Here is a 25,449-nt window from a genome sequence, read left to right as displayed (position 1 = left end):
TACCTAGCCCTCCCGCTTGCGACGATGCGGCGCCCTCCCACGGGGCTGCGCCGGGGGTGGGGTGGCCGGGTGCGGCGGGGGAATGCGCAGCGTGACGGGCTCGCCGGCCCGCACGACGACCTCCTCGCCGTGGTGGCGCAGCTCGACCTCGCCCTGGTCGACCCGGTACGTCGCCTGCCCGTGCTCGACCGTGACGCGCAGCACGTCGCCGTGGACCGTGAGGGCGAACTGCAGCCGGTTGAGCTGGCCCGGCAGCCGCGGCACGAAGGACAGCTCGCCGCCGTAGTCCCGCATGCCGCCGAAGCCGGCCACGAGGGCCAGCCAGGTGCCGGCCAGCGAGGCCATGTGCACCCCGTCGCCCGCGTTGTGCTGCAGGTCGTACAGGTCGACGAAGGCCGCCTCGCCCAGGTAGTCGTAGGCCAGCTCCGTGTGGCCGACCTCGGCCGCCATCACCGCCTGCGTGCACGCCGACAGCGAGGAGTCGCGGACCGTGCGCTCGTCGTAGTAGTGGAAGTTGCGGCCCTTCTCCTCCGCCGTGAACGCGTCGCCGCGCCAGTGCATGGCCAGGATGAGGTCGGCCTGCTTGACCACCTGGCGGCGGTACAGGTCGAAGTACGGGTAGTGCAGCAGCAGCGGGTAGTCCTCCGGCGGCGTGTTGTCGAAGTCCCACTCCTGGTGCAGCGTGAAGTTGACCGACTGCTGGTGGACGCCCAGCTCGCGGTCGTACGGCAGGTGCACGTTCGCCGCCGCGTCGCGCCACGAGGAGATCTCCTCGTCGTCGATGCCGAAGGTGCGGGAGCGCTCCGGGTGCCGCTCCGCGGCGTCCGCGGCCGAGCGCAGGTTGTGCTGCGCCATGAGGTTCGTATAGATGTTGTCGTCCGCGATCGCGCTGTACTCGTCGGGCCCGGTCACCCCGTCGATGTGGAACACCCCGTGCCGGTCGTGGTGGCCGAGCGAGCGCCACAGCCGGGCGGTCTCCACCAGCAGCTCCAGCCCGTAGTCGGCCTCGAACTCGGCGTCCCCGGTGGCCTGCACGTAGCGGACCACGGCGGCGGCGATGTCGGCGTTGACGTGGAAGCCCGCGGTGCCGGCCGGCCAGTAGGCCGAGCACTCCTGCCCGCGGATCGTGCGCCAGGGGAAGGTGGCCCCCTTCAGCCCCAGCTGGCGGGCCCGGTCCCGGGCCATGTCCAGCGTGTCGTGGCGCCACCTCAGCCCGTCCCGGGCGACCTGGGGGTGCGTGTACGTCAGCACCGGCAGCACGAAGCTCTCGGTGTCCCAGAAGACGTGCCCGTCGTAGCCGCGGCCGGTGAGCCCCTTGGCCGCGATCGGCCGCGCTTCGGCCCGCGCGCCGGCCTGCATGAGGTGGAACAGCGCGAAGCGGACCGCCTGCTGGATCTCGGCGTCGCCGTCGACCTCGACGTCGGCCTGGGCCCAGAACTGGTCGAGGTACGTCCGCTGGGCCTTGACCAGCCCGTCCCAGCCGCCGAGGCGGGCGCCTGCGATCGCGCCGTGCACCTGGTCGCGGATCGCCTGCCGGGAGCGCTGGCTGGACCAGCCGTAGGCGAGGTACTTCACGATCCGCAGCCGCTGCCCGGGCTGCAGCTCGCAGGCGAACGTGGTGCGGGCCCAGTCGTCGGTGGCCTCGGTGTGCGAGCGCACCGGCACCGGGGCCTCGACCTCGTGGTCCATCTCGGCGCCGAGGCGCAGGAGGCTGGCGTTGGTCCGGTGCAGCAGCTGCGCGTTGAGCTCCCGGGCGTAGTGCCCCTCGGCAACGAGCGCGTGCCCGAGCGCGGCGGAGACCCGCGGGTCCTTGCTCGGCGCCGGCACGTCCTCGTTGGCCACCAGCTCGGACTGCACGATCACCCGGGCCGGCGCGTCGACCGGCTCGACCTCGTAGAGGAAGGCGGCCACCGAGCGCTGCTCGAGCGAGACCAGCCGGACCGTGCGCACCTTGACCTGCTGCCCGGCCGGCGAGATCCACTCCACGTCGCGCAGCAGGGTGCCGGCCCGCAGGTCGAGCACCCGCTCGTGGGAGACCAGGTTGCCGTAGCGCACGTCGAAGGGCTCGTCGTCGACCAGCAGCCGGAAGACCTTGCCGTTGGTGACGTTGACGATTGTCTGCCCTTCCTCCGGGAAGCCGTAGCCGGCCTCGGCGTACGGCAGCGGTCGCTCCTCGTAGAAGGAGTTGAGGTAGGTGCCGGGCAGCCCGAACGGCTCGCCCTCGTCCAGGTTGCCGCGCAGCCCGATGTGCCCGTTGGCCAGGGCGAACAGCGACTCGGTCTGGCCGAGGGCGTCGAGGTCGAGCCGCGTCTCGCGCACGGCCCACGGCTCTACAGGGAAGGTGCTCACGACCGCTCCTCCAACAGCTGTCCGAGATCCGGTACCACCACGTCGGCGCCGCTGCGCCGCAGGTCCTCGGCATGATCGCCGCCGACCCGGTCGACGCCCACCACGAAGAACCCGCCGGCCCGCCCCGCCGCGACCCCGGCCAGTGCGTCCTCGAAGACCGCCGCGCGGGCGGGCTCGACGCCCAGTTCGCGGGCCGCCTCGAGGAAGGTGTCGGGGGCCGGCTTGCCCTTGAGCCCGCGCTCGCGGATCGTGACCCCGTCGACCCGGGCCTCGAGGTACTGATCCAGCCCGGTCGAGGTGATGACCTGCAGCGTGTTGGCGCTGGAGCTGACCACCGCCCGGCGCAGCCCCACCTCCTTGGCCCGGCGCAGGTACTCCGCCGACGACGGGTACGGCTCCAGCCCGCCCTGCTCCAGCAGCTTCAGCAGGAGCACGTTCTTGCGGTTGCCCAGCCCGTTGACGGTCTGCGCGTCCGGCGGGTCGTCCGCCGTACCCTCCGGCAGCGAGATGCCCCGGGAGCTCAGGAAGTCGCGGACACCCGCCTCGCGGGGCTTGCCGTCGACGTAGTCGTTGTAGTCGTGGACCGGGTCGAAGCCCGGCAGGCCTCTGGCCCGCAGGAACTCGTCGAACGTCGCGGTCCAGGCCTTGTTGTGGATGACCGCCGTAGGGGTCAGCACACCGTCGAGATCGAACAGGCACGCGCTCACGTGATCCGGTAGACCCAGCACCCCTGCGACGTTATCGCCGTAACGCGAACTCTGCGCGGCGTGCACGGGGTCGTTAGCCTTCAGTTGTGACACAACCGCCGGACGAGTCGCCGACCCAGCGGCAGCCGGCCTCCCCTCCCACTTGGGTCGGCTCGGCCTCCGTGCCGTCCGACGGTTCCCGCCGGCGCCGCCAGTGGGAGGACACCCTCGACCTGCCCGTGCAGCCCCACACGCTCGACCTGCCGGCGCGGGTGGACTACGTTCCCGTCCCACCGCCCGGCTACGGAAAGCCGCCACCCGGCTACCGTCCCGGCCCCATCCCGCCACCGTGGCAGTTCCAGAAGCGCAGGCGGCGCAAGTGGCCCTGGGTACTGCTGATCATGTTCCTGCTCTGCGCGGGCTGCTGCGGCGGCTCCTACGCGTGGGCGCGGCCGTGGTGGGTGCAGTACCCGGCCTCGGTGAACGTCGACGCCGGCGTGGCCGGGCTGACCAAGGTCAACGACGCCGCGAGCAGGAAGACGGCCGAGCAGCTGCAGACGTCGCTGACCTCGGACCACCTCGACGAGTCGGGGTTCACGGTGGCGTACCAGGACACGACCGACGGCCGCGCGAAGATCCTCGTCTTCGGGGTCACCCGGTTCATCACCGACCCGGCCCGGGACCTCGACGCCAGCCTGCGCAAGCTCGGCACCAAGATCCAGGTGCAGAACGTCCGCGAGGTCGACCCCGGCCTGCTCGGCGGCGAGCAGCGCTGCGCCGCGTCCCGCCTCGACGGCCGCGCCGCCACCGTCTGCGGCTGGGCCGACCACGGGGTGATCGCGATCGCCGTCTTCGCCGGCAAGTCCGTCGAGGCCGCCTCCACCTCGATGCAGAGCATCCGCGCGGCGATCGTGACCCGCGGCTAGTCCTCGACGTCCGCCTGCCACAGGTCCGGGCCGAACACCTCGTACTGGATGTCGCTCGGCGCCACGCCGCGCTCGATCAGGGCGCCGCGCACGTCCCGCATGAACGGCAGCGGGCCGCACAGGTAGTAGAGGGCGTCGTCCGGCAGCTGGACCTGGGAGATGTCCATCAGGCCCGCGAACACGTCGTCCACCGCCAGCTCGGAGTCGGCGCCCCGCTCGTACCACACGTGCAGCGTCGCGCCGGGCAGCTTCGCGATGTCGGCGACGACCTGGCCGCGCAGCGGGAACGACTCCTCGTCCACGTCGGCGTGCAGCACCATGACCCGCAGGCCCGACTCCGCGGTGACGAGGTGGGACAGCATCCCGGCCATCGGCGTGACCCCGATGCCGGCGCTCGCGAACACGACCGGGCGGCCGGAGTCGTCGAGCACGACGTCGCCGTAGGGCGCCGACAGCGTCACCCGGTCGCCGACGCGCAGGTCCTGGCACATCAGCGTCGACACCTCGCCGTCGGGCCCGCCCTCGCCGCGGATCCGCTTCACCGAGAACTGGCGGTGCCGGCCGTCGTCGGCACGGCTGAGGCTGTATTGCCGCGGCTGCCGGACGCCGTCGGGCATCGGCATCAGCGCGGTGACGTACTGGCCGGGCAGCGACCTGCGCACCAGCCGGTCATCGACGCGGCGGACGACGAACGTGACGACGTCGTCGGTCTCGGGGATCCGCCGCGCGACCTCCCACGTCCGCCACACCGTCCTGGGCGTGAGCCCGTGCCCGCTGTAGAGCCCGCGCTCGATATTGATCAGCGCGTGGGCCAGCAGCCAGTACACCTCGTCCCAGGCCGCCGCGACCTGCGGCGTCACCGCGTCGCCGAGCACGTCGGCGATCGCCGCCATCAGGTTGTCGTGGACGATGCCGTACATCCCGGGCTCGACCCCGAGCGAGGCGTGCTTGTGCCCGATCCTCGTCAGCAGCCGCTCCGGCGGGTGCTCCGGCGACTCCACCTGGGCCCGCGCGAAGGCCACCACGGCGCCCGCGATGGCCTGCTGCTGCGCGCCGGTGGCCTGGTTGCCCCGGTTGAACAGGCCGTCGATCAGCTCGGGGTGCGCCGCGAAGAGCCGCTGGTAGAACCGGTCGGCGATGGCCCGGATGTTGTCGGTCACGGCCGACAACGTCGCCGCCACGACCTGGCGGGCCTGATCTGACAGCACGGATCTGACGCTACTGCCGCGGCCTGCGGCACCCTCACCGCCGCCGGGTGATCGCGCCGGGCGCGAGAAACGGCTCCGGGGGATCGGGTGCTGGGAACACCCGATCCCCCGGAACTGTGTTGGTGGAGGAAGGTCTCTGGTTACGGCAGCGTGGCCAGGTGCGGCTTGACCGTGTTGGCGAAGCCGTTGCCGTTCTTCACGTCCCAGTTGATCGACCAGGTCATCGCGCCGCGGATGCCCGGGTAGGTGTGCGGCGGCTTGAACGTGCCGCAGTTGGTGCCGACGGCCAGGCAGTCCAGCGCCTGGTTGACCAGCGACGGGGAGACCACGCCGCCGCCCGCCGCGCCGGTGCCGGCCGGCAGGCCCAGGGCCACCTGGTCCGGGCGCAGCCCGTTCTCCAGCTGGATGCAGGCCAGGGCGGTCATGAAGTTGACCGTGCCCTGCGAGTACGCCTGCATCTGGTCGCAGCCGAGCATGCTGCCGGAGTTGTAGTACTGCGTGTGGACGACCGTCAGGATGTCCTTGATGTTGAGCGCCAGCGCGAAGTAGCTGCTGCCGGTCGACTGCATGTCGATCGTCTGCGGCGCCATCGTGATGATCAGGTTCGCGCCCGCCTTGGACCGCAGCGAGCGCAGGGCCTGGCCCATGTACGTCGGGTTGAGCCCGTTCTCCAGGTCGATGTCGATGCCGTCGAAGCCGTAGGCCTGCATGATCGAGTATGCCGAGTTGGCGAAGTTGGTCGCCGAGTTGGCGTCGCCGACGCTCACCGTGCCGGTCTCGCCGCCGACGGAGAGGATGACCTTCTTGCCCCGCGAGTGCATCGTGGCGATGTCGGCCTTGAAGTCGGCGTCGCTGTAGCCGCCGAGCGCGCTGGACAGCCCGGAGTCGACGCTGAACGCCAGGCCGCCGGGGGTGCCGGTGGCGGTGGCGAAGGCGACCGCGATGAGGTCGTAGTTGGCCGGCGTGTCCCGCAGCCGCAGCGGCGTGGCCGGGTTGACGAAGTCCTGCCAGTAGCCGGTCAGGAAGTGCGTCGGCAGCCCGCCGCCCGGGTTGGTCGGCGACGTGCTCGGCGAGGCCGACGGCGACGACGAGGGCGACTTGGACGGGGACGCCGACGGCGAGGCCGACGGGGACTTCGAGGGCGAGGCCGACGGGGTCGTCGGGCCGACCGTGGTCGGGTTGCCGCCCGGGCCGTTGAGCGAGAAGTCGTCGGCGGTGTAGGCGGGCTGGCCGTACCAGCCGTGCACGTAGACGGTGGCCGACGTCTGGGTGGCGCCGGTGGTGAACGCGACCGAGAGGTTCGCGTAGGCCCCGTTGGTGCCGGGCGTCCACGTGCTGGCGTCGACCCCGCCGGTGACGCCGATGAAGACGTAGGAGCCGTTGACGAAGCCCGAGAAGGTGTACTTCGTGTTGGGCTGCACCGACACCGTCTGCGAGCACTGGGCGGTGGTGCTCCCGGGGGTTCCGGCGAGCTTGTAGGTGCCGGTGTGGGCGGCCCCGGACGTGACCGACGCGGAATCGCAGGTCCAGCCGGACGTCGTGCCGGTCTCGAAGCTCGGGTTGGTGATCAGCTCGGCGGCGGACGCGGGCATGGCGAGGACGACCCCGGCGAGGGTCAGCACCGCCGCGCCGGTCCCTGCGAGCAGGGTGATGTGGCGAGGACGCATGGAAGCTCCAGTGGGGGTGGACGTCGATGGGCGTCGACGTTCCCCCAACGAAACACGCGCCAGAAATTAATGTCAAGGTTTGTTTACTATTTCTTATGGCTCCGCCGAAACCGGCTTCTGGCGGCGCGCTATCCTCAGTGGTACAGGCGTCGACCCGGCCATCACCGGCGAGCCTCCGGAAGAACGGCCGCCCAGGTGGCCCAGTAGACCCGGACGGGTACCGGCCCGTGACAGCCGGCCAACGAGCGGCCGCCGGACGCACCATCCCGGTGGCAAGCGGGGTGGTACCGCGGATCGGGCGACCGGTTCGTCCCCGCGTGGAGTCGAAGAAGCGACCACGCGAGGAGATTGACCACCGATGGCCTACCCGATGCACCGCGCGGGCACCGGCGTCCCGGCGAGCCCGAGCCTCCCCGAAGTCGAGCGCGAGGTCCTGGACTACTGGTCCGGCGACGGGACGTTCCAGGCCTCGGTGGACCAGCGCCCGGCCGGCGAGAACGGCGCGAACGAGTTCGTGTTCTACGACGGGCCCCCGTTCGCCAACGGGCTGCCGCACTACGGTCACCTGCTGACCGGCTACGCCAAGGACGTCGTTCCGCGGTACAAGACCATGAAGGGCTTCCGCGTCGAGCGCCGCTTCGGCTGGGACTGCCACGGCATGCCCGCCGAGGTCGAGGCCGAGAAGCAGCTGGGCATCACGACCAAGGCCGAGATCCTCCAGCTCGGCGTCGACAAGTTCAACGCGGCCACCAAGGAGTCGGTGCTGCGCTACACCAGCGAGTGGGAGCGGTACGTCACCCGCCAGGCCCGCTGGGTCGACTTCACCAACGACTACAAGACGCTCGACCTGGACTACATGGAAAGCGTCATGTGGGCCTTCAAGACCCTGTACGACAAGGGCCTGGTCTACGAGGGCTTCCGGGTGCTGGCGTACTGCTGGCGCTGCGAGACCCCGCTGTCCAACACCGAGCTGCGCATGGACGAGGACGTCTACCGCGACCGGCAGGACCCGGCCCTGACCGTGGCCTTCCAGCTGGAGACCGGCGAGAAGATCCTGGTCTGGACGACCACGCCGTGGACCCTGCCGTCCAACCTGGCCATCGCGGTCGGCCCCGAGATCGAGTACGCGGTGTTCGAGGAGAACGGGCAGCGCTACATCCTGGCCGACTCGCGGGTCGCCGCCTACGAGAAGGAGCTGGCCGGCGCCACCCGCACGGGCTCGGTCGCCGGCGCGGAGCTGGTCGGACGGCGGTACACCCCCCTCTTCGACTTCCTCGCCGACACCCCGAACGCCTTCCAGGTCATCGGGGCCGACTTCGTGACCACCGAGGACGGCACCGGCGTGGTGCACATGGCGCCCGCGTTCGGCGAGGACGACCAGAACGCCTGCGCGTCGGTGGACATCCCGACGGTGGTGACCGTCGACGAGCACACGCGGTTCACCTCGCTCGTGCCGCCGTACCAGGGGCTGCAGGTCTTCGAGGCCAACAAGCCGGTGATCCGCGACCTCAAGGCGGCCGGCGTGGTGGTGCGCCACGACTCGTACACCCACTCCTACCCGCACTGCTGGCGCTGCGACACCCCGCTGGTCTACAAGGCGGTGTCCTCCTGGTTCGTGCAGGTGACCGCCTTCCGCGACCGGATGGTGGAGCTCAACCAGCAGATCACCTGGACGCCGGAGCACATCAAGGACGGCTCCTTCGGCAAGTGGCTGGGCAACGCCCGCGACTGGTCGATCAGCCGGAACCGGTTCTGGGGCTCGCCGATCCCGGTGTGGAAGTCCGACGATCCGCAGTACCCCCGCATCGACACCTACGGCTCGCTCGACGAGCTCGAGCGCGACTTCGGCGTGCGCCCGACCGACCTGCACCGCCCCGAGATCGACAACCTGACCCGGCCCAACCCGGACGACCCGACCGGGCAGTCGGTCATGCGCCGGGTGCCGGAGGTGCTGGACTGCTGGTTCGAGTCCGGCTCGATGCCGTTCGCGCAGGTGCACTACCCGTTCGAGAACGCCGACTGGTTCGAGCACCACTACCCGGGCGACTTCATCGTGGAGTACATCGGGCAGACCCGCGGCTGGTTCTACACCATGCACGTGCTGGCCACCGCGCTGTTCGACCGCCCGGCGTTCAACAACTGCGTGAGCCACGGCATCCTGCTGGGCGAGGACGGCCGCAAGATGTCCAAGAGTCTGCGCAACTACCCGGACGTCTACCGGGTGTTCGACGCGTACGGCTCGGACGCCATGCGCTGGTTCCTGGTCTCCTCCCCGGTGCTGCGCGGCGGCGACATGCCGGTGACGGAGACCGGCATCCGCGACGCCGTGCGCCAGGTCCTGCTGCCGCTGTGGAACGTGTGGTACTTCTTCTCGCTGTACGCCAACGCCGACGGCTATACCGCGCGGCGACGCACCGACAGCACCGACCTGCTGGACCGGTACGTGCTGGCCAAGACCGGCGAGCTGGTGGCCACCACCGGGCGGCAGCTGGACGCCTACGACATCTCCGGTGCGTGCGGCACCGTGCGGGCCTACCTCGACGCGCTCACCAACTGGTACGTGCGCCGCTCGCGGGACCGCTTCTGGTCCGGCGACCACGACGCGTTCGACACCCTCTACACGGTGCTCTCCACGCTGGCCCAGGTGGTGGCCCCGCTCGCGCCGCTGACCGCGGAGGAGATCTACCGCGGCCTGACCGGCGAGCGCTCGGTGCACCTGACCGACTGGCCGTCGGCGGAGCAGTTCCCGGCCGACCACCAGCTGGTGGCCGACATGGACGCCGTGCGCGACGTGTGCTCGGCCGCGCTGTCCCTGCGCAAGGCCCGCGGCCTGCGGGTGCGCCTGCCGCTGCAGACGCTCACCGTGGCCACGCCGAACGCCGAGGCCCTGCGGCCCTTCGCGGCGCTCGTCGCCGACGAGGTGAACGTCAAGGCGGTCGAGTTCACCGGCGACGTGGCGGCCCACTGCACGCCGGTGCTGACGTTGGTACCGCGGGTGCTCGGCCCCCGGCTGGGCAAGGACGTGCAGCAGGTCATCAAGGCGGTGAAGGCCGGCGACTGGGGCCGCAACGGCGACGCGGTGATCGCGGGCGGGGTGGAGCTGCGGGAGGGCGAGTACGACCTCAAGCTCGTGGCCGCCGACCCGACCCAGTCGGCGCCGCTGCCCGGCGGCGAGGGCGTGGTCGTGCTCGACAGCACGGTGACCCCGGAGCTCGCCGCCGAGGGCCTGGCCCGCGACCTGGTCCGGGTGATCCAGCAGGCCCGCCGCGACGCCGACCTCAACGTGTCGGACCGGATCGTGGTCGTGGTCGACGGCCCGTCCGCGGTCGCCGAGGCGCTGGCCGCCCACTCGGCCTTCGTGGCCGGCGAGACCCTGGCCAACTCCGTCGAGCTGGGCACCCTGGTCGACGGCTTCGCCGGCGAGGTCGGCGAGGGCGACCAGGTCAAGGTGGCGGTGACGCCCGTCTAGCGCCTCCGGTCGTGCTCCCCGGTGGGCATGACCACCACCATCGTGAGGACCGCCTCCACCGCGCCGGTGTTCCGGTAGCTGTGGGGGCGGTCCGCCGGAAAGTCGATGGTCTCGCCGGGCTTCGCGGCGTACACCGCGGAGTCGACGGTGATCTCCAGCTCGCCCTGGCGAATGTGGATGATCTCGCGGGTGCGCGGCGCGTGGTCGCCGGAGTCGTGCTCCTCCCCCGGCGCCATCCGCCAGTCCCAGACCTCCACGAACGCGGGATCGTTCACGCCGCGCAGCAGCCGCCCGGACCCGCCTTTCGGCCCGCGCCACAGCACCGCCGGCTCGTCCGCCCCGACGACCTTCACCACCGGCTCGGGCTCGCCCTCCAGCAGCCGCCCGATGCTGACCCCGAACGACTCGGCCACCCGGCACAGCGTGCCGATGCTCGGGTTGGTGCGGGCCCCCTCGATCTGCACGAGCATGCCCTTGCTGACGCCCGAGCGGGCGGCCAGCTCGTCCAGCGACCACCGCCGCCCCTGCCGCAGGCCCTTCACCTGCCGCGCGATCGCGGCCTGCGCGTCCCGCTCCCGGTCGGTCAAAATATTTTCCTTCACGGTCAGTATTGTGATACGACTATGGCATGTTCGCCGTCGCCGACGATGTACTCGACCTGTGCCGCTCCGTGGGCCATGAGGCTACCGTCCTCGCGATCCTGGCCGACGGGCTGCGCAACGGCCCCGGCGACCCTTCCCTGCTGCGCGAGGCGGTCGAGGCCGCCGGCGACCTCAGCGCGCCGCACCCGCACCTGGAGGCCTGGCGGGACGTGTACCGCGCGTTCGGCGCCAAGCCCCAGCGCACCCCGTGCTCGGCCGAGGCGCTGCGCAAGCGGGCCGCCCGCGGCGACCTGCCGTCGGTCAACCGCCTGGTGGACGCCTACAACGCGGTGAGCATCCGCTTCGCCGTCCCGATCGGCGGCGAGGACCGGGCCCGGCTGACCGGCGTCGAGCGGCTGGTCCGCGCGACCGGCGACGAGGAGTTCGACACGGTGAAGGACGGCGCCCCGGCCGTCGAGTCGCCGGAGCCGGGCGAGGTCATCTGGCGCGACGACGTGGCCGTGACGTGCCGGCGGTGGAACTGGCGCCAGGGCCGGCGCACCGCCCTGACCGGGTCGACCACCTCGGCCGTCTTCCTGCTGGAGGGCCTGGACCTGGACCTGCGCCCGGCCGCGGACATGCTGGCCGGCCTGCTCGACGCCGACTCGATCCGCATCGAGCGGCTCGCATGACGCCTTCGCAACGGGCTTTTCCGATAAGTCGGGCGCTGCGCGCCACGACTTATCGGATTTATCTCCCGACGGGGCACGAGTCCGGACTCACCGGCTCATGATCGGGATCGTCTTCGCGGCGCTGTCGGGGCTCGTCTGGGGGGTCGGCGACTTCGCCGGCGGCAAGGCCAGCCAGAAGGCCGACGCGCTGCTCGTCGTGGTGCTGTCGAAGGCCGCGAGCGTGCCGCTGCTGGCGCTGTACCTCTTCCTGCTCCCGGCGCCCGTGCACCCCCGCACGCTGGCCTGGGGCGCCGCCGCCGGCGTGCTCGGCGTGCTCGGCATGTTCGTCTTCTACCGCGCCCTGGCCGGCGGGGCGATGGCGATCGTCGCCCCGGTGAGCGCCGTGACCACCGCCCTGCTGCCGGTCGGCTTCGGCCTGGCCGCCGGCGAGCGCCCGGGCGCCCTCGCGCTCACCGGCGCGGCCTGCGCGGTCGCGGCGATCGGCCTGGTCAGCGCGGCCGGCGGTGGTGCCGAGACCGGTACCGCGGGAAAGGTCACCGGCCGGCTGATCGGCCTCGCGCTGCTGTCCGGCGCCGCGTTCGGCCTGTTCTTCACGTGCCTGTCCCGGACCGGCGGGCACGCCGGGCTGTGGCCGATCGCGGGCGCCCAGGTGGCCGCGCTCGCCCTCGGCGCGCCCCTGCTCGTGCGTCGCCTGCGGGCCGGCGTCGCCCGCCCGGCCGGCTCCCCGGCCCGCTGGCTGGTGCTGGCCGGCGCGCTGGACATGAGCGCCAACGCGCTCTACCTGCTGGCCGTCGATCGCGGGGACCTCAGCATCATCGCGCCGATCGCCGCGCTCTATCCGGTCTCCACGGTACTGCTGGCCATGCTCGTCGACCGCGAGCGCCTTCGTCTCGTGCAGCTGGCCGGCCTGGGCCTGGCCGCGACCGCCCTGGTGCTCGTGGCGTCGTAGGAGCCGCGGGTGGTGTTGCCCACCTTGTGAACTCTCCGGCTGCCCTGGCCCGGGGCGGCCGTTAGAGTGTGCGGCAGTGTCCAGTTGAGCTGGGAGGACATTTGTCCGCGCTCTATGCGGTCGGCAAGATGACGGTCGCACCCACGGTGCGCGTGCTGTGGCACCCGAAGATCAGCGGCCTGGACAACGTCCCGAAGGACGGCCCGGCGATCCTCGCCAGCAACCACCAGTCGGTCCTCGACTCGGTGATGCTGGGCGCGATCGCCCCCCGCAACGTGTACTTCCTGGCCAAGAACCAGTACTTCACCGGCCCCGGCCTCAAGGGCGCCATGATGCGCCAGATCATGTTCGGCCTGAACCAGATCCCGGTGGACCGCTCCGGCGGCCGGGCCAGCCTCATGGCGCTGGACGCCGCCCTGCCGGTGCTGCGCGACGGCCACGTGCTGGGCATCTTCCCCGAGGGCACCCGCTCGACCGACGGCCGCCTCTACCGCGGCCGGCCCGGCGTGGCCAAGCTCGCCCTGGACGCCCCGGCCCCGATCATCCCCGTCGGCCTGATGGGCTTCGACCAGGTCATGCCGATCGGCGCCTCGCTGCCCAAGCTGGGCCCGAAGGTCGAGGTCCGCTTCGGCGAGCCGCTGGACCTGAGCCAGTGGCAGGGCGGCGGCGAGGTCGACAGCCGGGGGCTGCGCGAGGTCACGCTGAAGCTCATGAACGCGATCCAGCAGCTCACGGGGCAGGAGTACGTCGGCCGCTACGCGCCCAAGCGCCCCGACCAGCTCGCCGAGACCGCCGAGTAGCGCGCCGCCCCTTCGGCGACCCCTCGGCGGATCTCAACCCAACCTGTCGGCAGATCTCAAGCCAGGCTGTCGGCAGATCTCAGGGCAGGCTGTCGGCAGATCTCAGGGCAGGCTGTCGGCAGATCTCAGGGCAGGCTGTCGGCAGATCTCAGGGCAGGCTGTCGGCAGATCTCAGGGCACTCCTTCGGCAGATTGAAAGCCACCCCGTCGGCAGATCGAAACCCAACCGGTAGCCTGACGGTGTGCGCCGAGCCGCCGACTACCTTCCTCGCCACGCCGCCGAGCTGGTCCTCGAGGCCCTGGAGGACACCCGCGTGGTGGTACTCAACGGCGCCCGCCAGGTCGGCAAGAGCACCCTCGCCGAGATCGTGCTCAAGCAGCACCCCGGCGGCGTGGCCCGCTTCCTGGACAACCCCGGCACCCGCACCGCGGCCCAGGCCGACCCCGTCCGCTTCGTCCAGCACGACGGCCTGATGCTGATCGACGAGGTACAGCGGGTGCCGGACCTGTGGCTGGCCATCAAGCACATCGTGGACCGCGACCCGCGCCCCGGCCGCCTCCTGCTCACCGGCTCGGCCCGCCTGCTGGCCCTGCAGAGCCTCCCCGACGCGCTGCCCGGCCGCTCCGAGACGATCGAGCTCTGGCCGCTGGCCCAGGGCGAGATCGACGACGCCCCCGACGGCTTCGTCGAAGCCGCCTTCCGCCACGGCGCCGACCTGCGGGTCCCCGACGCCCCTGACTTCTCCCGCCGCGAGTGCCTGGCCCGGGCCCTGCGCGGCGGCTACCCGGAGGCCGTGCGCCGCGAGACCCCGCGCCGCCGCGAGCGCTTCTTCGAGGGCTACCTGGACGACGTCATCACCCGCGACGTGAAGCAGGTCGCCGACATCGAGAAGGCGGCCGACATGCGCCGCCTGGTCTCCCTGCTCGCCGCCCAGGCCGCGGGGCTGCTCAGCGTGAACCGGCTGGCCACCGAGCTGGCCGTCTCGGCCCCGACCGTGCGCCGCTACATCGAGATCCTGGAGACCATCTACCTGGTCCGCCTGATCCCGGCCTGGTCGGCCAACGCCACCACGAGGGCGGTCGCCACGCCCAAGGTGATCTTCGTCGACCCCGGCCTGGCCGGCTTCCTCTCCACCGGCGCCGTCGGCGGCATGCCGGAGGGCGGCCTGATCGAGAACTTCGTGCTGAGCGAGCTGGCCCGCCAGCTCACCTGGTCGCGCAGCTCGATCCGCCTCTTCCACTACCGCGACCGCGACCAGTACGAGGTCGACGCGGTCCTGGAGGACAACGCCGGCAACGTGGTCGGCGTGGAGGTCAAGGCGGCCGAGACGGTCCGGCCGGACGACTTCCGCGGCCTGCGGCTGCTCCAGCGCCGCCTGGGGCCGCGCTTCCGGGCCGGCTTCGTCCTCTACTGCGGGACCGAGCCGCTGAGCTTCGGCGAGGGCCTGGCCAGCCTGCCGATCTCGGCCCTCTGGACGACCCCGCCGGACGCTCTATGAAACGGATGTACCCGAATCTGCCGTCAGAGGGCCAGCTCGGGGAACCACAGGCCGATCTCGCGCTTCGCGCTGTCCGGCGAGTCGGAGGCGTGGACCAGGTTCTCCCGGTTGGACAGGGACAGGTCGCCGCGGATGCTGCCCGGGGCGGCCTTGCGGCCGTCGGTGGCGCCGATCAGGGTGCGGACCACCGCGATGGCCTCGTCGCCGGAGACGACCAGGGAGACCAGCTCGCCGGCGGTCATGAAGTCCCGCAGCGCCGGGTAGTACGGCCGCTCGACGTGCTCCGCGTAGTGCTGGTCGGCCAGCGCCACGTCCATCGTGCGCAGGGTCATCGCCTCGATGGTCAGGCCCTTGCGCTCCAGCCGGCCGATGATCTCGCCCACCAGGCCGCGGCGAACGGCGTCGGGCTTGATGAGAACGAGCGTGCGCTCGGACACGAGGGCTCCTCCAAGATTCACGGTACTGCCCGAAGCCTACCGAGCGTCACGACGCGCATCCCGCCAGGGTGCCTGAGACTTCCGTTTCGGGAATGATCGGGCATAGCCTGATGTCAGTCGTCTGGGGAGGTCGACTTGCCGTCCAGCAACCGCGCGTCTTCGTCTGACAGCCGGAATCTGGTCATACTGCTGCTGATCGTGATCGGCGGCTTCTTGGCCTTTTGCGGCCTGGGCATGACAAACGCGCTCGTCGTTGCGCTCGGCGTGATCGTCGCCGCGGCCGGGCCTGTCATGATCATGGTGCTCAACTCGCGGAACAAGGTCCGGCTGTACGTCCAGGGCACCGCCCTCGTCGAGGACATCACGCCAAGGCCCACCTCGGAAGGCCGCACGGCCCGCGGCCGGCTCGAGCTGACCATCACCGCGACCGGCATCCCGCGCGTCACGGTCACCGGCACCGACCCGGCCATCCCGCTGGAGAAGTGGCCGGAGCGCGGCGCCGTGCTGCCGGTGCAGGTACTCAAGGGCACCCCGCGCAAGTTCACCGTGCTCTGGGACCGCGTGCAGACCTACCAGGAGGTCATGGCCGAGGACATGCACGCCCCGCTCGGCGGCGCCGCCTTCGACGAGGCCGACGAGGACGGCTACTCCGTCGACGGGGACGACTACTACCGCCCGCCGGCCCAGGGCACCCGCGTCCCGCCGGACGACACCCCGACGCTGCCCAACCTCCCCCCGATCGACCCCGACCAGGACGAGCCCGTCGGCGCCACCGCGGGCGCCCGCACCGGCTCCGCCGTGGGCGGCGCCCCGGCGGAGCAGATCCCGCCCGCCGCGCGCCGCGCGACCCGCCCGCGGCCCCGGCCGAAGCACGCGGTCGTCGATCCGGCCCACCGCCCGGCCGGTCCCCTCGGCGCCACCTCGCTCGCCCCGCAGTCTGCGGCCGCCTACGCCTTCACCTCAACCGAGCCGGAACCCGAGCCCGAGCCTCACGAGGACCTCGACACCCCGGAAGCCGCGGTCGCCCCGGAGGCCATCGGGGAGACGGCGACGGAAGCGGACGCGGACGCTATCGCGGAGACGGAGCCGGCGGCGGAGACAGAGGCAGCGGCAGCGGCAGCGGCGGAGGCCGACGCTATCGCGGAGACGGAGACTGAAACGGAGGCGGAGGCGGCGGAAGCCCCGGTGGCCGAGACTGCGGAAGCCGAGAGCCCAGCCGAAGCGCTGGCCGCGGACGAGCCGGCCGAGGTCGAGACCGACGCCGACGAGCCCTCCGACCAGGCCGGCCAGACGATCATCGGTGAGGAGGACGAGCCGGTCATCATGCGGCTGCGCTCCACGCCGAGGCCCGGCGGCGCCCACCGCCGCCCGAGCCCGTACCCGCGCCCGAGCGCCCACGACCGAGTCCGCCGCAGCCGCCCCGGCCGACCACGGCCGACCACGGAACCGCCGACCGAACCACCGGCGGACCTGATCGAGCCCGCCGCCGAGCCCGACACCGAGTTCTACGACGAGCCCGAGGCGACCTACCCGGACCAAGCCGAGCCACCGGCCGCGACCGCGGACCCGGAGGAGTACGCGCTCCCGGAGCCCGGCCCGATCGTCATCTTCCCGGAGCCGAAGGACATCGAGCCCGCCCCGGTGCTGTTCTACCCGGACCGCGAGTCGGAGCAGCCCCCGACGCGCCTCGGCCGCCCGGAGCACCCGGTCATCGAGGGCGAGCTGGCCGACGAGGAGCCCGACCTCGATCTGTGGCCCGACCCGGAGCCGCGGCCCGAGATCGAGGAGCCGCCGCAGCCGCTCGGCTCGGCCTGGGGCAGCAACGGCCGCGGCCCGGTCCCGGTCGGCGCCGGCCTCTACAGCGCCCCGCCGATCGTGCGCACCCCGCCGCCGGACCCGGCCGGCCGGGACGACGAGGACGACGAGCCGGCGGTGACCCCCGACCCGTACGCCACCGAGCACTACCTCCCGCCCGAGGACCAGCTGGAGGAGCAGCCGCTGACCGAGGGGGCCGTCGCGGAGTTCCTGGAGGCCGCGGGCCCGCGCCGCCCGGCCACGCCGCTGGACGAGATCAACGGCGTGAGCATCACGCTCATCGTCTCCGACCTGCAGCGCTCCCGGCGCTTCTACCGCGACACGCTCGGCCTCACCGAGCTGGACAGCGGCGACACGAGCGTGGTGCTGAAGACCGGCGCGGCCCGGGTGGTACTGCGCCGGGTCGCCGACATGCCGCCGGTCGACCGCCGGGTGGTGCACCTGAACCTCGACGTGCCGGACGTGTACGAGGCCTACGAGCGGCTGCGCGAGCAGGGCATCGACTTCGTGCACCGGCCCCGGGTGGTGCCGCAGGGCGAGCAGCTCGAGCTGTGCTCGGCGACCTTCCGCGACCCTGACGGCCACGCCATCGCCCTGACCCGCTGGGAGCTGCGCCGCTAGGCCGCCGCCCGCCGCCGCTAGGCCGCCGCCCGCCGCCGCTCCGCCGCCGCCCGCCGCCGCTCCGCCGCCGCCCGCCGCCGCTAGGCCGCCGCCCGCCGCCCCGAAGTTTATGCTAAAACGGACATGCCGCCTGTCGGGGTATAAGTCCGATAAGTCGTGGCGCGCCAGCGCCCGACTTATCGTCTCAACCCGAGTCCGCCGAGTACCTGCGCAGCGTCTCCGCGGCATCGGAAACCATCAGCGCACGGAGTTCCGCCGGCTCCAGCACCTCCAGGTCGGGCCCGAAGCGGCCGAAGTCGATCCGCGCGTGCTCGAAGGACTCGATCGGCACGACCGCGCGCACCCACCCCGGCTGGGAAGGGTCGGGCGCGCCGGTCTCCCGCAGGGCCCGCGAGGCGACGGGGCCGAGCATCCACCACAGTTCGACCGCGCGCGGAGCCAGCCGTACCGTCGCCGAGCCCCCGCTGTAGAGGGTCTCCTGCAGCCGCTCGGACCACTCCAGCCAGTATCGCCGCAGGTCGAAGCCCTCCGGGCGCTCGAAGCCGGCGTCGAGTGGCTCCACCCCGTCGACGCGGGCGATCCGGTAGGCGTTGACCCGCGTCCGGCCGCGGGCCACGAGGTACCACGCGATGCCCTTGAGGACCAGGCCGAGCGGCTCCAGGGTGCGCTCGACCGGGGTCTGGTCCCACTTGCGGTACCGAATCCGGATCTTCTGCTCCTGCCACACCGCCGCGGCGATGGTGTCCAGGTGCGGGGGCGCCTCCGGGTCGCGGAACCAGCCGGGCGCGTCCACGTGCACGCGCTCCTGGATGCGCCCCGCCGTCGTGCGCTGCTCGGCCGGCAGGGAGGCCAGCAGCTTCAGCCGCGCCGCCTCCAGCGTCGGGCCGAGGCCGAGGTCGCCCGCGGTGGCGCCGCTGCCGTCGAGCAGCAGCGCGGCCGCCTCGTCGGTGGTGAGTCCAGTGAGGGTGGTTCGGTAGCCGTCGAGCAGCTGGAAGCCGCCGGCCGGGCCGCGGTCGGCGTAGACGGGCACGCCCGCGGCCGACAGGGCCTCGATGTCGCGGTACACCGTGCGGACGGACACCTCGAGCTCGTCCGCGATCTGCTGCGCGGTGAGCCGGCCCCGGGTCTGCAGCAACAGCAGCGTCGACAGGAGCCGGCTCGCGCGCATCAGTCGGGCTTGTTCGCGTAGACCGAGCGGCGCACGTACAGCGCGTAGAGCCAGGCCGGGCCGAAGACCACCCCGAGGGCGATCAGCGACCAGTGCAGGAACCCGCCGCCGAACAGCGCGACCTGCACCAGCAGCCCGGCGACCCACGCCCACGAGTGCTTGAGCAGCCCGCAGAGCAGGAAGCACACGACCGCGAGGACCCCGCACAGCCAGATGGCGCCGGTGGCGTGGCCGAGCTTCGCCAGCGGCAGCAGCGCCAGCAGCAGCACGATCCCCTCGACGGCCAGGCCGGCCGAGCCGACGCCGCGCACGGCGGCGCTCGGGTTCTTCAGTCCCGCCGGCGCGCTCATCGCTTCAGCAGCCCGCGGGCGTCGGCGACGGTCACGACCGAGCCGGTGATGAGGATCCCGACGGTGCCGGGGACGGCGTTGTCGGACTCGGCGAGGGTGACGGCCGCGTCGATGGCATCCGGCAGGTCCGGTACGACGTGCACCCGATCGGCCCCGAACAGCTCCTCGGCGAGCGACCCGAGCTGCGCCGCCGACATGGCCCGGGGCGAGCTGTTGCGGGTCACCACGACGCTCTCGGTGATCGGCTCCAGCAGCTCGAGCATGCCCTCGATGTCCTTGTCGGCGAGCGCCGCGACGACCGCGACGAGCCCGCTGAACGCGAACTCCTCGGTCAGCGCCCGCACCGTGGCCGCCATGCCGTGCGCGTTGTGCGCGGCGTCGAGCAGGATCGGCGGCGAGTTGCGGATCCGCTCCAGCCGGCCGGGCGAGGTGGTCCCGGCGAATCCGTCGCGCACCGACTCCGGGTTGAGCGCCCGCCCCGCCCCGGCGCCCAGGAAAGCCTCCACGGTGGCGAGCGCGACGGCCGCGTTCTGCGCCTGGTGTTCACCATGCAAGGGCAGGAAGATTCCCTCGTACGTCCCGGAGAGCCCCTGCAGCGTCAGCACCTGCCCGCCGACGGCCAGGTCCCGGTGCACGACGCCGAACTCGCGCCCCTCCCGGGCCAGCGTCGCGCCCACCTCGGCGCAGCGCTCCAGGATCGGGCGCATCGCCTCCTCGGGCTGCAGCGCGCAGATCAGCGTCGAGCCCTTGTGCACGATGCCGGCCTTGGCCCAGGCGATCTCCTCGATCGTGTCGCCCAGCCACTCGGTGTGGTCCAGGCCGATCGGCGTGATGACCGTGGTCTGGGCATGCAGCACGTTGGTGGAGTCGTCCGCGCCACCGAGGCCGACCTCGACCACGGCCACGTCGACGGGCGCGTCGGCGAACGCGGCGAAGGCCATCGCGGTGGTCATGTCGAAGTACGTCAGGGGCTCGTCGCTGCGCGCGTCGAGGAACTCGGCCAGCGGCGCCACCTCCTCGTACACCTCGACGAACTTCGCCTCGCTGATCGGCTCGCCCTCGATGCTGATCCGCTCGGTGATGCTCTGCAGGTGCGGGCTGGTGTACCGCCCGGTGCGCAGCCCGTGCGCCCGCAGCAGCGAGTCGATCATCCGGGCCGTGGACGTCTTGCCGTTGGTGCCGGTGAGGTGGATCGACGGGTACGCCCGCTGGGGGCTGCCGAGCGTGTCGAGCAGCCCCTCGATGCGGCTCAGGTCGAACACCATGCGGGTGAACCCGCGCGCGTTCAGCTCCTGGTCGACCTCACTGAAGGATCGGGTCACTGCAATGCTTCCAATTGGGCGGCGATGCGGGTCAGGTCGGCCTCGGCGGCCTCCAGCCGCTGGCGGATCTTCGCGACCACCGGCTCGGGCGCCTTGTCGGTGAAGGCCGAGTTGCCGAGCTTGGCCCGGCACTGCGCGGCCTCCTTCTCCGCCGCGGCCTGGTCCTTCGTGAGCCGGGCCCGCTCGGCGGCGACGTCGATCGCCCCGCGGGTGTCCAGCTCGACGGTGACCCCGACGCCGACGGCCAGCTTCGCCGTCGCCGCGAACTCCCCACCGGCCGGGTCGAGGCGCGCCAGCGAGCGGATCAGCCCCTCGTGCGCGGCCAGCCCGGCGGCGTCGAGCCCCTCGAGCCGGGCCACCACCCGCTGGGCCGGCTTCACGCCCTGGTCGGCGCGGAACCGCCGGACCTCGGTGACGACCCGCTGCAGGTTCTCCACCTCGCCCTCGGCGGCGTCGTCGACGAGATCCTTGTCGGCGCTCGGCCACTCGGCCCGCACGACCGTCGCCCCACCGGTGAGCGTCGTCCACAGCTCCTCGGTGACGAACGGCATGATCGGGTGCAGCAGCCGCTGCAGGCTCTCCAGCACGTGGCCGAGGACCCGCCGGGTGACCGCCTTGGCCGCCTCGTCGTCGCCGGTGAGGACCGGCTTGGTCAGCTCCAGGTACCAGTCGCAGACGTCGTCCCACGCGAAGTGGTAGAGCGTGTCGCACACCTTGGCCAGCTCGAACGCCTCGAACTGCTGGTCCACCTCGCCGATGACGTGCTGCAGGCGGGACAGGATCCAGCGGTCCACGGTGCTCAGCCCGGCCGTTGGCAGTTCGCCCTCGACGGTGGCGCCGTTGGACAGCCCGTAGCGGGTGGCGTTCCACAACTTGTTGGCGAAGTTGCGCGCCCCCTGGACCCACTCCTCGCTCACCGGCACGTCGGCGCCCGGGTTGGCCCCGCGCAGCAGCGTGAAGCGGGTCGCGTCGGCGCCGAAGCGCTCGATCCAGTCCAGCGGGTCGACGACGTTGCCGAACGACTTCGACATCTTCTTGCCGTACTGGTCGCGGACCATGCCGTGGAGCATGACCACGTCGAAGGGCTGCCGCCCGCCCATCGCGTAGAGGCCGAACATCATCATCCGGGCAACCCAGAAGAACAGGATGTCGTACCCCGTGACGAGCACGCTCGTCGGATAGAACTTGGCGAGGTCGGCCGTCTCGTCGGGCCAGCCGAGCGTGGAGAAGGGCCACAGCGCCGAGCTGAACCAGGTGTCCAGCACGTCGGCGTCCTGCACCCAGCCCTCGCCGGTGGGGACCTCGTCGTCCGGGCCGACGCACACGAGCTCGCCGTTCGGCCCGTACCAGACCGGGATCCGGTGGCCCCACCACAGCTGCCGCGAGATGCACCAGTCGTGCATGTTGTCGACCCAGCCGAAGTACCGCTTCGTGAGCTCCGGCGGCTCGACCCGCACCCGCCCGTCGCGCACCGCGTCGCCGGCCGCCTTGGCCAGCGGCTCGGTCCGCACGAACCACTGCAGTGACAGCCGCGGCTCCACCGTCGTGTTGCACCGCTGGCAGTGGCCGACGGCGTGCACGTACGGCCGCTTCTCGGCCACGATCCGCCCCTCGGCCCGCAGCGCGGCCACGACCGCCGGCCGGGCCTCGTAGCGGTCCAGCCCCAGGAACGGCCCGTGCGTGGTGATCACGCCGCGCTCGTCCATGATGGTCAGGCTCGGCAGGTCGTGGCGCTGCCCGATCTCGAAGTCGTTCGGGTCGTGCGCCGGGGTCACCTTGACCGCGCCGGTGCCGAACGCCGGGTCGACGTGCACGTCGGCCACGATCGGGATCCGCCGCCCGGTGAGCGGCAGCTCGACCTCGGTGCCGACCAGGTGCTTGTAGCGCTCGTCGTCGGGGTGCACGGCCACCGCGGTGTCGCCGAGCATCGTCTCGGCCCGCGTGGTGGCCACCACGATCGCGTCGTCGCCGTCGCCGTAGCGGATGGAGACGAGCTCGCCCTCATCGTCGGAGTGCTCGACCTCGATGTCGGAGAGCGCGGTCAGGCAGCGCGGGCACCAGTTGATGATCCGCTCGGCCCGGTAGATGAGCCCGTCGTCGAAGAGCCGCTTGAAGATGGTCAGCACGGCCCGGGACAGGCCCTCGTCCATGGTGAAGCGCTCGCGGCTCCAGTCCACCGAGTCCCCGAGCCGGGTCATCTGCCCAAGGATCTTGCCGCCGGACTCGGCCTTCCACTGCCAGACCTTCTCGACGAACGCCTCACGCCCGAGGTCGTGCCGGGACACGCCGTCGCTGGCCAGCTGGCGCTCGACGACGTTCTGCGTGGCGATGCCGGCGTGGTCCATGCCGGGCAGCCAGAGCGTCTCGTACCCCTGCATGCGCTTGCGCCGCGTCAGCGCGTCCTGCACCGAGTGGTCGAGCGCGTGCCCGATGTGCAGCGACCCGGTGACGTTCGGCGGCGGCAATACGATCGTGAACGGCGGCTTGTCACTGGACGCGTCCGCCTTGAACAGACCGTCGGCTACCCATTGCTCGTACCGCCGCTGCTCGACCTCGCCGGGGGCATATTGAGCCGAGAGCGCCGGGGCTGCCTGCGCCGCGCGTGGAGTATCCGTCACACGCAAAGTCTAGAACTGTCGCGGAGGGGGTCTACGCTCGCCTTTGCCCCTTAACTCAGGAGACTGATCGACGGTGACCCACCCGCCGCAAAACCCGGACGACGAGCCGCGCTCGGAGCCGTTCCGACCCGTGTCGTACGACCTGGCTCCGGAGTTCGGCACGCCCCCGCCGCCGAGTAACCCGGCCCCGTACGGCCCGCCGCCGGCCAACCAGCCGCCCCCGCCCGGCTACCCGGTCTCCGGCCAGCCCGGCGCCGGCTACCCGGCCTCCGGCCAGCGCGGCGTCGGCTATCCGACCGCGGCCCAGCCTGGCGCCGGTTACCCCGTCTCCGCCCCGCCCGGCGCCGGCTACCCCGTCTCCGGCCAGCCCGTCTCCGGCTATCCGGTGTCGGCTCAGCCCGCGCCTCCGGCGATGGGGCAGCCCGGCTATCCCCCGGCCCAGCCCACGTTCGCGCCGCCCCCGCCGCCGGCGAAGAAGGGCAAGGGCCTGAAGATCACGCTGGCTGTGGTCGGCGCCGTGTTCCTGGTCTGCGCCGTGGTCGCCTGCGTCTACTTCTACCCGTTCATCAGCGAGGGCAACGCCCACGTGGCCGCGCCCCCGAGCCTGCCCGGCGGCCTGACCAAGGAGACCGGCGACTCCGCCACCACCCTGGCCAACAGCGCCGAGTCCTCGCTGCGCAGCGACGTCTCGGGCCTGGACGAGATCGCCACCGGCGTGTACACCGCCGGCGGCAACACCGACAAGCTGGTCGTCGTGGTCGCCGCCACCGGCACGTTCCTGTCCCCGGGCTCCGAGGTCGACAACGCCTTCAAGGGCTTCGACGGCGCCTCCGGCCAGACGTCGGTCGGCGCGGTCCGCTCCTACAGCGCCGGCAAGCTGGGCGGCACCGTGAAGTGCGCCGACGGCAAGGCCAGCACCGGCGACGGCACCAAGTTCGCGCTCTGCGCGTGGGGCGACCACGGCAGCATCGGCGTGGTGATCTTCTTCGGCCGTTCCGCCGCCGACGCCGCCCCGCTCTTCGTCCAGATCCGCGAGGCCGTGCAGACCCGCTGACCCGCAGATCCGCTGATCCGCCTGATCCGCCTGATCCACTGACCCGCTGACCCGCTGACCCGCTGACCCGCAGATCCGCCGACCCGCAGATCCGCAGATCCGCAGATCCGCAGATCCGCAGATCCGCAGATCCGCAGATCCGCTGACCCGCCTGATCCACTGACCCGCTTGCCCCGAACCTGACCTGGCTCGGGGCCGGGTCCAGCTCCGCTCCTGGCCGCTGGCCGGCGCATCCATGACGGCATCTCGCCGGGGCGCCGGCCAATCCCAGGCCCGGCCCCCTGCGTCGCCTCCGCGCCGGACGCCCTTGGACCGAGCCGACCTGCGGCGATCTGCCCTCCGCCGACTGTCCGGCAACCACCCAGGGTCGCTTGCTACAGTGCGCCGATGGTCGACCCCGACGGCGGTCCCGCCGGCCTGTACACCTACGACGAGGACGAGCCCGAGGAGGCCCCCGCCCCTCGCATCCGTCTCAAGCGCGTCGCCATCATCTCCGGCTCGATCGCGGCCGCGGCGCTGCTCATCTCCGGCGTCATCTACGGCCCCACGGTCGCCCGGGTCCTGGGCCAGAGCGACACCGAGATCAAGTCCCCGGGCAAGGTCGGCAACTTCACGCTGGACACCAGCGACGGCGCGAAGGACACCGCCGAGTACATCCGCGACGCCATCGCCACCAAGGTCAACCTCGACACCAGCTACGGCCTGATCTACCACGACGGCAAGTCCGACGCGATCCTGGTCGCCGGCACGGCCCGCATCTGGAAGCCCGCCGACACCCTGAAGTCCGCGTTCGACGTGGTGACCGACGACAACGGCGGCGTCCGCGACCTGCACGACGTCGACGCCGGCCCCCTGGGCGGCACAGTCCGCTGCGGCGCGACCAAGGTCGACGACGCGGACCTCTCCGTCTGCGGCTGGGCCGACAACGGCTCGCTGGGCGTGGCCCTGTTCTCGTCCCGCTCGGTCACCGACTCCGCGAAGTCCATCCTGGACCTGCGCTCCGCCGTGGAACACCGCTCCTGATCGACCCTCTTCCTGATCAACCCTTTGACCCGGAACACGAAGAAGCGGCCGCCCCGAACGGGACTGGCCGCTTTCTTATTCGCCGGCGCCCAATTCTTGCGGGCACCCGGGAAACGCATCAGGGGCCCACCGAATCGGTGGGCCCCTGGCGAAAGTTTGTCCGGCGGCGTCCTACTCTCCCACACTCTCTCGGGTGCAGTACCATCGGCGCTGGA

The 25,449-nt window shown here is 72.0% G+C and carries 19 protein-coding genes; 9 read left to right on the top strand and 10 right to left on the bottom strand.

Going from position 1 to position 25,449, the window contains the following annotated elements:
- Positions 1-3 precede the first annotated feature (3 nt).
- Both ABD352_RS21410 and ABD352_RS21405 read right to left on the bottom strand, forming a co-directional pair.
- Complete coding sequence (locus tag ABD352_RS21410; protein ID WP_344614210.1) at positions 4-2,349, bottom strand: glycoside hydrolase family 65 protein; 2,346 nt, start codon at positions 2,347-2,349, stop codon at positions 4-6.
- Positions 2,346-3,077: a beta-phosphoglucomutase family hydrolase gene (locus tag ABD352_RS21405; RefSeq protein ID WP_344614209.1), complete on the bottom strand. Its 732-nt coding sequence runs from the start codon at positions 3,075-3,077 to the stop codon at positions 2,346-2,348. Before ABD352_RS21405 ends, ABD352_RS21410 begins: the two co-directional genes overlap by 4 nt.
- A gap of 65 nt (positions 3,078-3,142) precedes the next feature.
- On the opposite strand from ABD352_RS21405, the gene ABD352_RS21400 reads away from it, so the two are divergent.
- Positions 3,143-3,961, top strand: coding sequence for a hypothetical protein (locus ABD352_RS21400; protein ID WP_344614208.1), 819 nt, complete (start codon positions 3,143-3,145; stop codon positions 3,959-3,961).
- Here the strand turns inward: ABD352_RS21400 and ABD352_RS21395 are convergent.
- On the bottom strand, positions 3,958-5,169 hold the full coding sequence (locus ABD352_RS21395) for a globin domain-containing protein (RefSeq protein WP_344614207.1): 1,212 nt from the start codon (positions 5,167-5,169) through the stop codon (positions 3,958-3,960). The genes ABD352_RS21400 and ABD352_RS21395 overlap by 4 nt on opposite strands.
- A gap of 140 nt (positions 5,170-5,309) precedes the next feature.
- The gene (locus tag ABD352_RS21390) at positions 5,310-6,836 is read right to left on the bottom strand and encodes a chitinase (protein WP_344614206.1); all 1,527 of its coding nucleotides are present in this window, start codon (positions 6,834-6,836) and stop codon (positions 5,310-5,312) included.
- A gap of 358 nt (positions 6,837-7,194) precedes the next feature.
- Between ABD352_RS21390 and ileS the strand changes: the two genes are divergently transcribed.
- A complete protein-coding gene (ileS, locus tag ABD352_RS21385; protein WP_344614205.1) occupies positions 7,195-10,305 on the top strand; it encodes an isoleucine--tRNA ligase in 3,111 nt (1,036 codons plus the stop codon).
- On the opposite strand, the gene ABD352_RS21380 is transcribed toward ileS, so the two are convergent.
- Positions 10,302-10,907: a helix-turn-helix domain-containing protein gene (locus tag ABD352_RS21380; RefSeq protein WP_344614204.1), complete on the bottom strand. Its 606-nt coding sequence runs from the start codon at positions 10,905-10,907 to the stop codon at positions 10,302-10,304. The genes ileS and ABD352_RS21380 overlap by 4 nt on opposite strands.
- Positions 10,908-10,933: 26 nt before the next feature.
- Here ABD352_RS21380 and ABD352_RS21375 point away from each other — a divergent pair, with 26 nt between their 5' ends.
- The 4 genes from ABD352_RS21375 (at position 10,934) to ABD352_RS21360 (ending at position 14,826) form a co-directional block, all read left to right on the top strand.
- Positions 10,934-11,578 (top strand): B3/B4 domain-containing protein, encoded by a 645-nt coding sequence (locus tag ABD352_RS21375; protein WP_344614203.1) that lies wholly within the window; start codon positions 10,934-10,936, stop codon positions 11,576-11,578.
- A gap of 97 nt (positions 11,579-11,675) precedes the next feature.
- Positions 11,676-12,527 (top strand): EamA family transporter, encoded by an 852-nt coding sequence (locus ABD352_RS21370; RefSeq protein ID WP_344614202.1) that lies wholly within the window; start codon positions 11,676-11,678, stop codon positions 12,525-12,527.
- 128 nt (positions 12,528-12,655) lie between these two features.
- Positions 12,656-13,327, top strand: a complete 672-nt coding sequence (locus tag ABD352_RS21365; protein WP_344614201.1) for a lysophospholipid acyltransferase family protein — start codon at positions 12,656-12,658, stop codon at positions 13,325-13,327.
- 242 nt (positions 13,328-13,569) lie between these two features.
- On the top strand, positions 13,570-14,826 hold the full coding sequence (locus ABD352_RS21360) for an ATP-binding protein (protein ID WP_344614200.1): 1,257 nt from the start codon (positions 13,570-13,572) through the stop codon (positions 14,824-14,826).
- Positions 14,827-14,849: 23 nt separating this feature from the next.
- On the opposite strand, the gene ndk is transcribed toward ABD352_RS21360, so the two are convergent.
- On the bottom strand, positions 14,850-15,263 hold the full coding sequence (gene ndk / locus ABD352_RS21355; protein ID WP_344614199.1) for a nucleoside-diphosphate kinase: 414 nt from the start codon (positions 15,261-15,263) through the stop codon (positions 14,850-14,852).
- A 234-nt stretch (positions 15,264-15,497) separates the two neighbouring features.
- On the opposite strand from ndk, the gene ABD352_RS21350 reads away from it, so the two are divergent.
- Positions 15,498-17,699, top strand: coding sequence for a VOC family protein (locus ABD352_RS21350; RefSeq protein ID WP_344614198.1), 2,202 nt, complete (start codon positions 15,498-15,500; stop codon positions 17,697-17,699).
- 184 nt (positions 17,700-17,883) lie between these two features.
- Here the strand turns inward: ABD352_RS21350 and ABD352_RS21345 are convergent, their stop codons facing one another.
- From ABD352_RS21345 to ABD352_RS21330, 4 genes are read right to left on the bottom strand one after another with little or no spacing between them, the layout of a single operon-like run.
- Positions 17,884-18,867: a helix-turn-helix transcriptional regulator gene (locus ABD352_RS21345; RefSeq protein WP_344614197.1), complete on the bottom strand. Its 984-nt coding sequence runs from the start codon at positions 18,865-18,867 to the stop codon at positions 17,884-17,886.
- Complete coding sequence (locus ABD352_RS21340; protein ID WP_344614196.1) at positions 18,867-19,217, bottom strand: DUF4233 domain-containing protein; 351 nt, start codon at positions 19,215-19,217, stop codon at positions 18,867-18,869. Before ABD352_RS21340 ends, ABD352_RS21345 begins: the two co-directional genes overlap by 1 nt.
- Positions 19,214-20,482: a bifunctional folylpolyglutamate synthase/dihydrofolate synthase gene (locus ABD352_RS21335; protein WP_344614293.1), complete on the bottom strand. Its 1,269-nt coding sequence runs from the start codon at positions 20,480-20,482 to the stop codon at positions 19,214-19,216. The genes ABD352_RS21340 and ABD352_RS21335 overlap by 4 nt, the downstream gene beginning before the upstream one ends.
- A 53-nt stretch (positions 20,483-20,535) precedes the next feature.
- Entirely contained in the window at positions 20,536-23,157 is a 2,622-nt protein-coding gene (locus ABD352_RS21330; protein WP_344614195.1) for a valine--tRNA ligase, read from the bottom strand.
- A 73-nt stretch (positions 23,158-23,230) separates the two neighbouring features.
- Here ABD352_RS21330 and ABD352_RS21325 point away from each other — a divergent pair, with 73 nt between their 5' ends.
- Both ABD352_RS21325 and ABD352_RS21320 read left to right on the top strand, forming a co-directional pair.
- The gene (locus ABD352_RS21325) at positions 23,231-24,211 is read left to right on the top strand and encodes a hypothetical protein (RefSeq protein ID WP_344614194.1); all 981 of its coding nucleotides are present in this window, start codon (positions 23,231-23,233) and stop codon (positions 24,209-24,211) included.
- 387 nt (positions 24,212-24,598) lie between these two features.
- Positions 24,599-25,234, top strand: a complete 636-nt coding sequence (locus ABD352_RS21320) for a hypothetical protein (RefSeq protein ID WP_344614193.1) — start codon at positions 24,599-24,601, stop codon at positions 25,232-25,234.
- Positions 25,235-25,449: the final 215 nt, after the last annotated feature.

The organism is Dactylosporangium salmoneum, assembly GCF_039532525.1.
GTDB classification, from domain to species: Bacteria; Actinomycetota; Actinomycetes; order Mycobacteriales; family Micromonosporaceae; genus Dactylosporangium; species Dactylosporangium salmoneum.
This window is presented reverse-complemented; position numbering and strand designations above follow the sequence as displayed.

Bases quoted from the DNA above. Each gene is read 5' to 3' on its own strand.
- ABD352_RS21390 (WP_344614206.1), bottom strand. From the start codon at position 6,836: ATGCGTCCTCGCCACATCACCCTGCTCGCAGGGACCGGCGCGGCGGTG.
- ileS (WP_344614205.1), top strand. From the start codon at position 7,195: ATGGCCTACCCGATGCACCGCGCGGGCACCGGCGTCCCGGCGAGCCCG.
- ABD352_RS21375 (WP_344614203.1), top strand. From the start codon at position 10,934: ATGTTCGCCGTCGCCGACGATGTACTCGACCTGTGCCGCTCCGTGGGC.
- ABD352_RS21370 (WP_344614202.1), top strand. From the start codon at position 11,676: ATGATCGGGATCGTCTTCGCGGCGCTGTCGGGGCTCGTCTGGGGGGTC.
- ABD352_RS21365 (WP_344614201.1), top strand. From the start codon at position 12,656: ATGACGGTCGCACCCACGGTGCGCGTGCTGTGGCACCCGAAGATCAGC.
- ABD352_RS21350 (WP_344614198.1), top strand. From the start codon at position 15,498: ATGACAAACGCGCTCGTCGTTGCGCTCGGCGTGATCGTCGCCGCGGCC.
- ABD352_RS21345 (WP_344614197.1), bottom strand. From the start codon at position 18,867: ATGCGCGCGAGCCGGCTCCTGTCGACGCTGCTGTTGCTGCAGACCCGG.
- ABD352_RS21340 (WP_344614196.1), bottom strand. From the start codon at position 19,217: ATGAGCGCGCCGGCGGGACTGAAGAACCCGAGCGCCGCCGTGCGCGGC.
- ABD352_RS21335 (WP_344614293.1), bottom strand. From the start codon at position 20,482: ATGGTGTTCGACCTGAGCCGCATCGAGGGGCTGCTCGACACGCTCGGC.
- ABD352_RS21320 (WP_344614193.1), top strand. From the start codon at position 24,599: ATGGTCGACCCCGACGGCGGTCCCGCCGGCCTGTACACCTACGACGAG.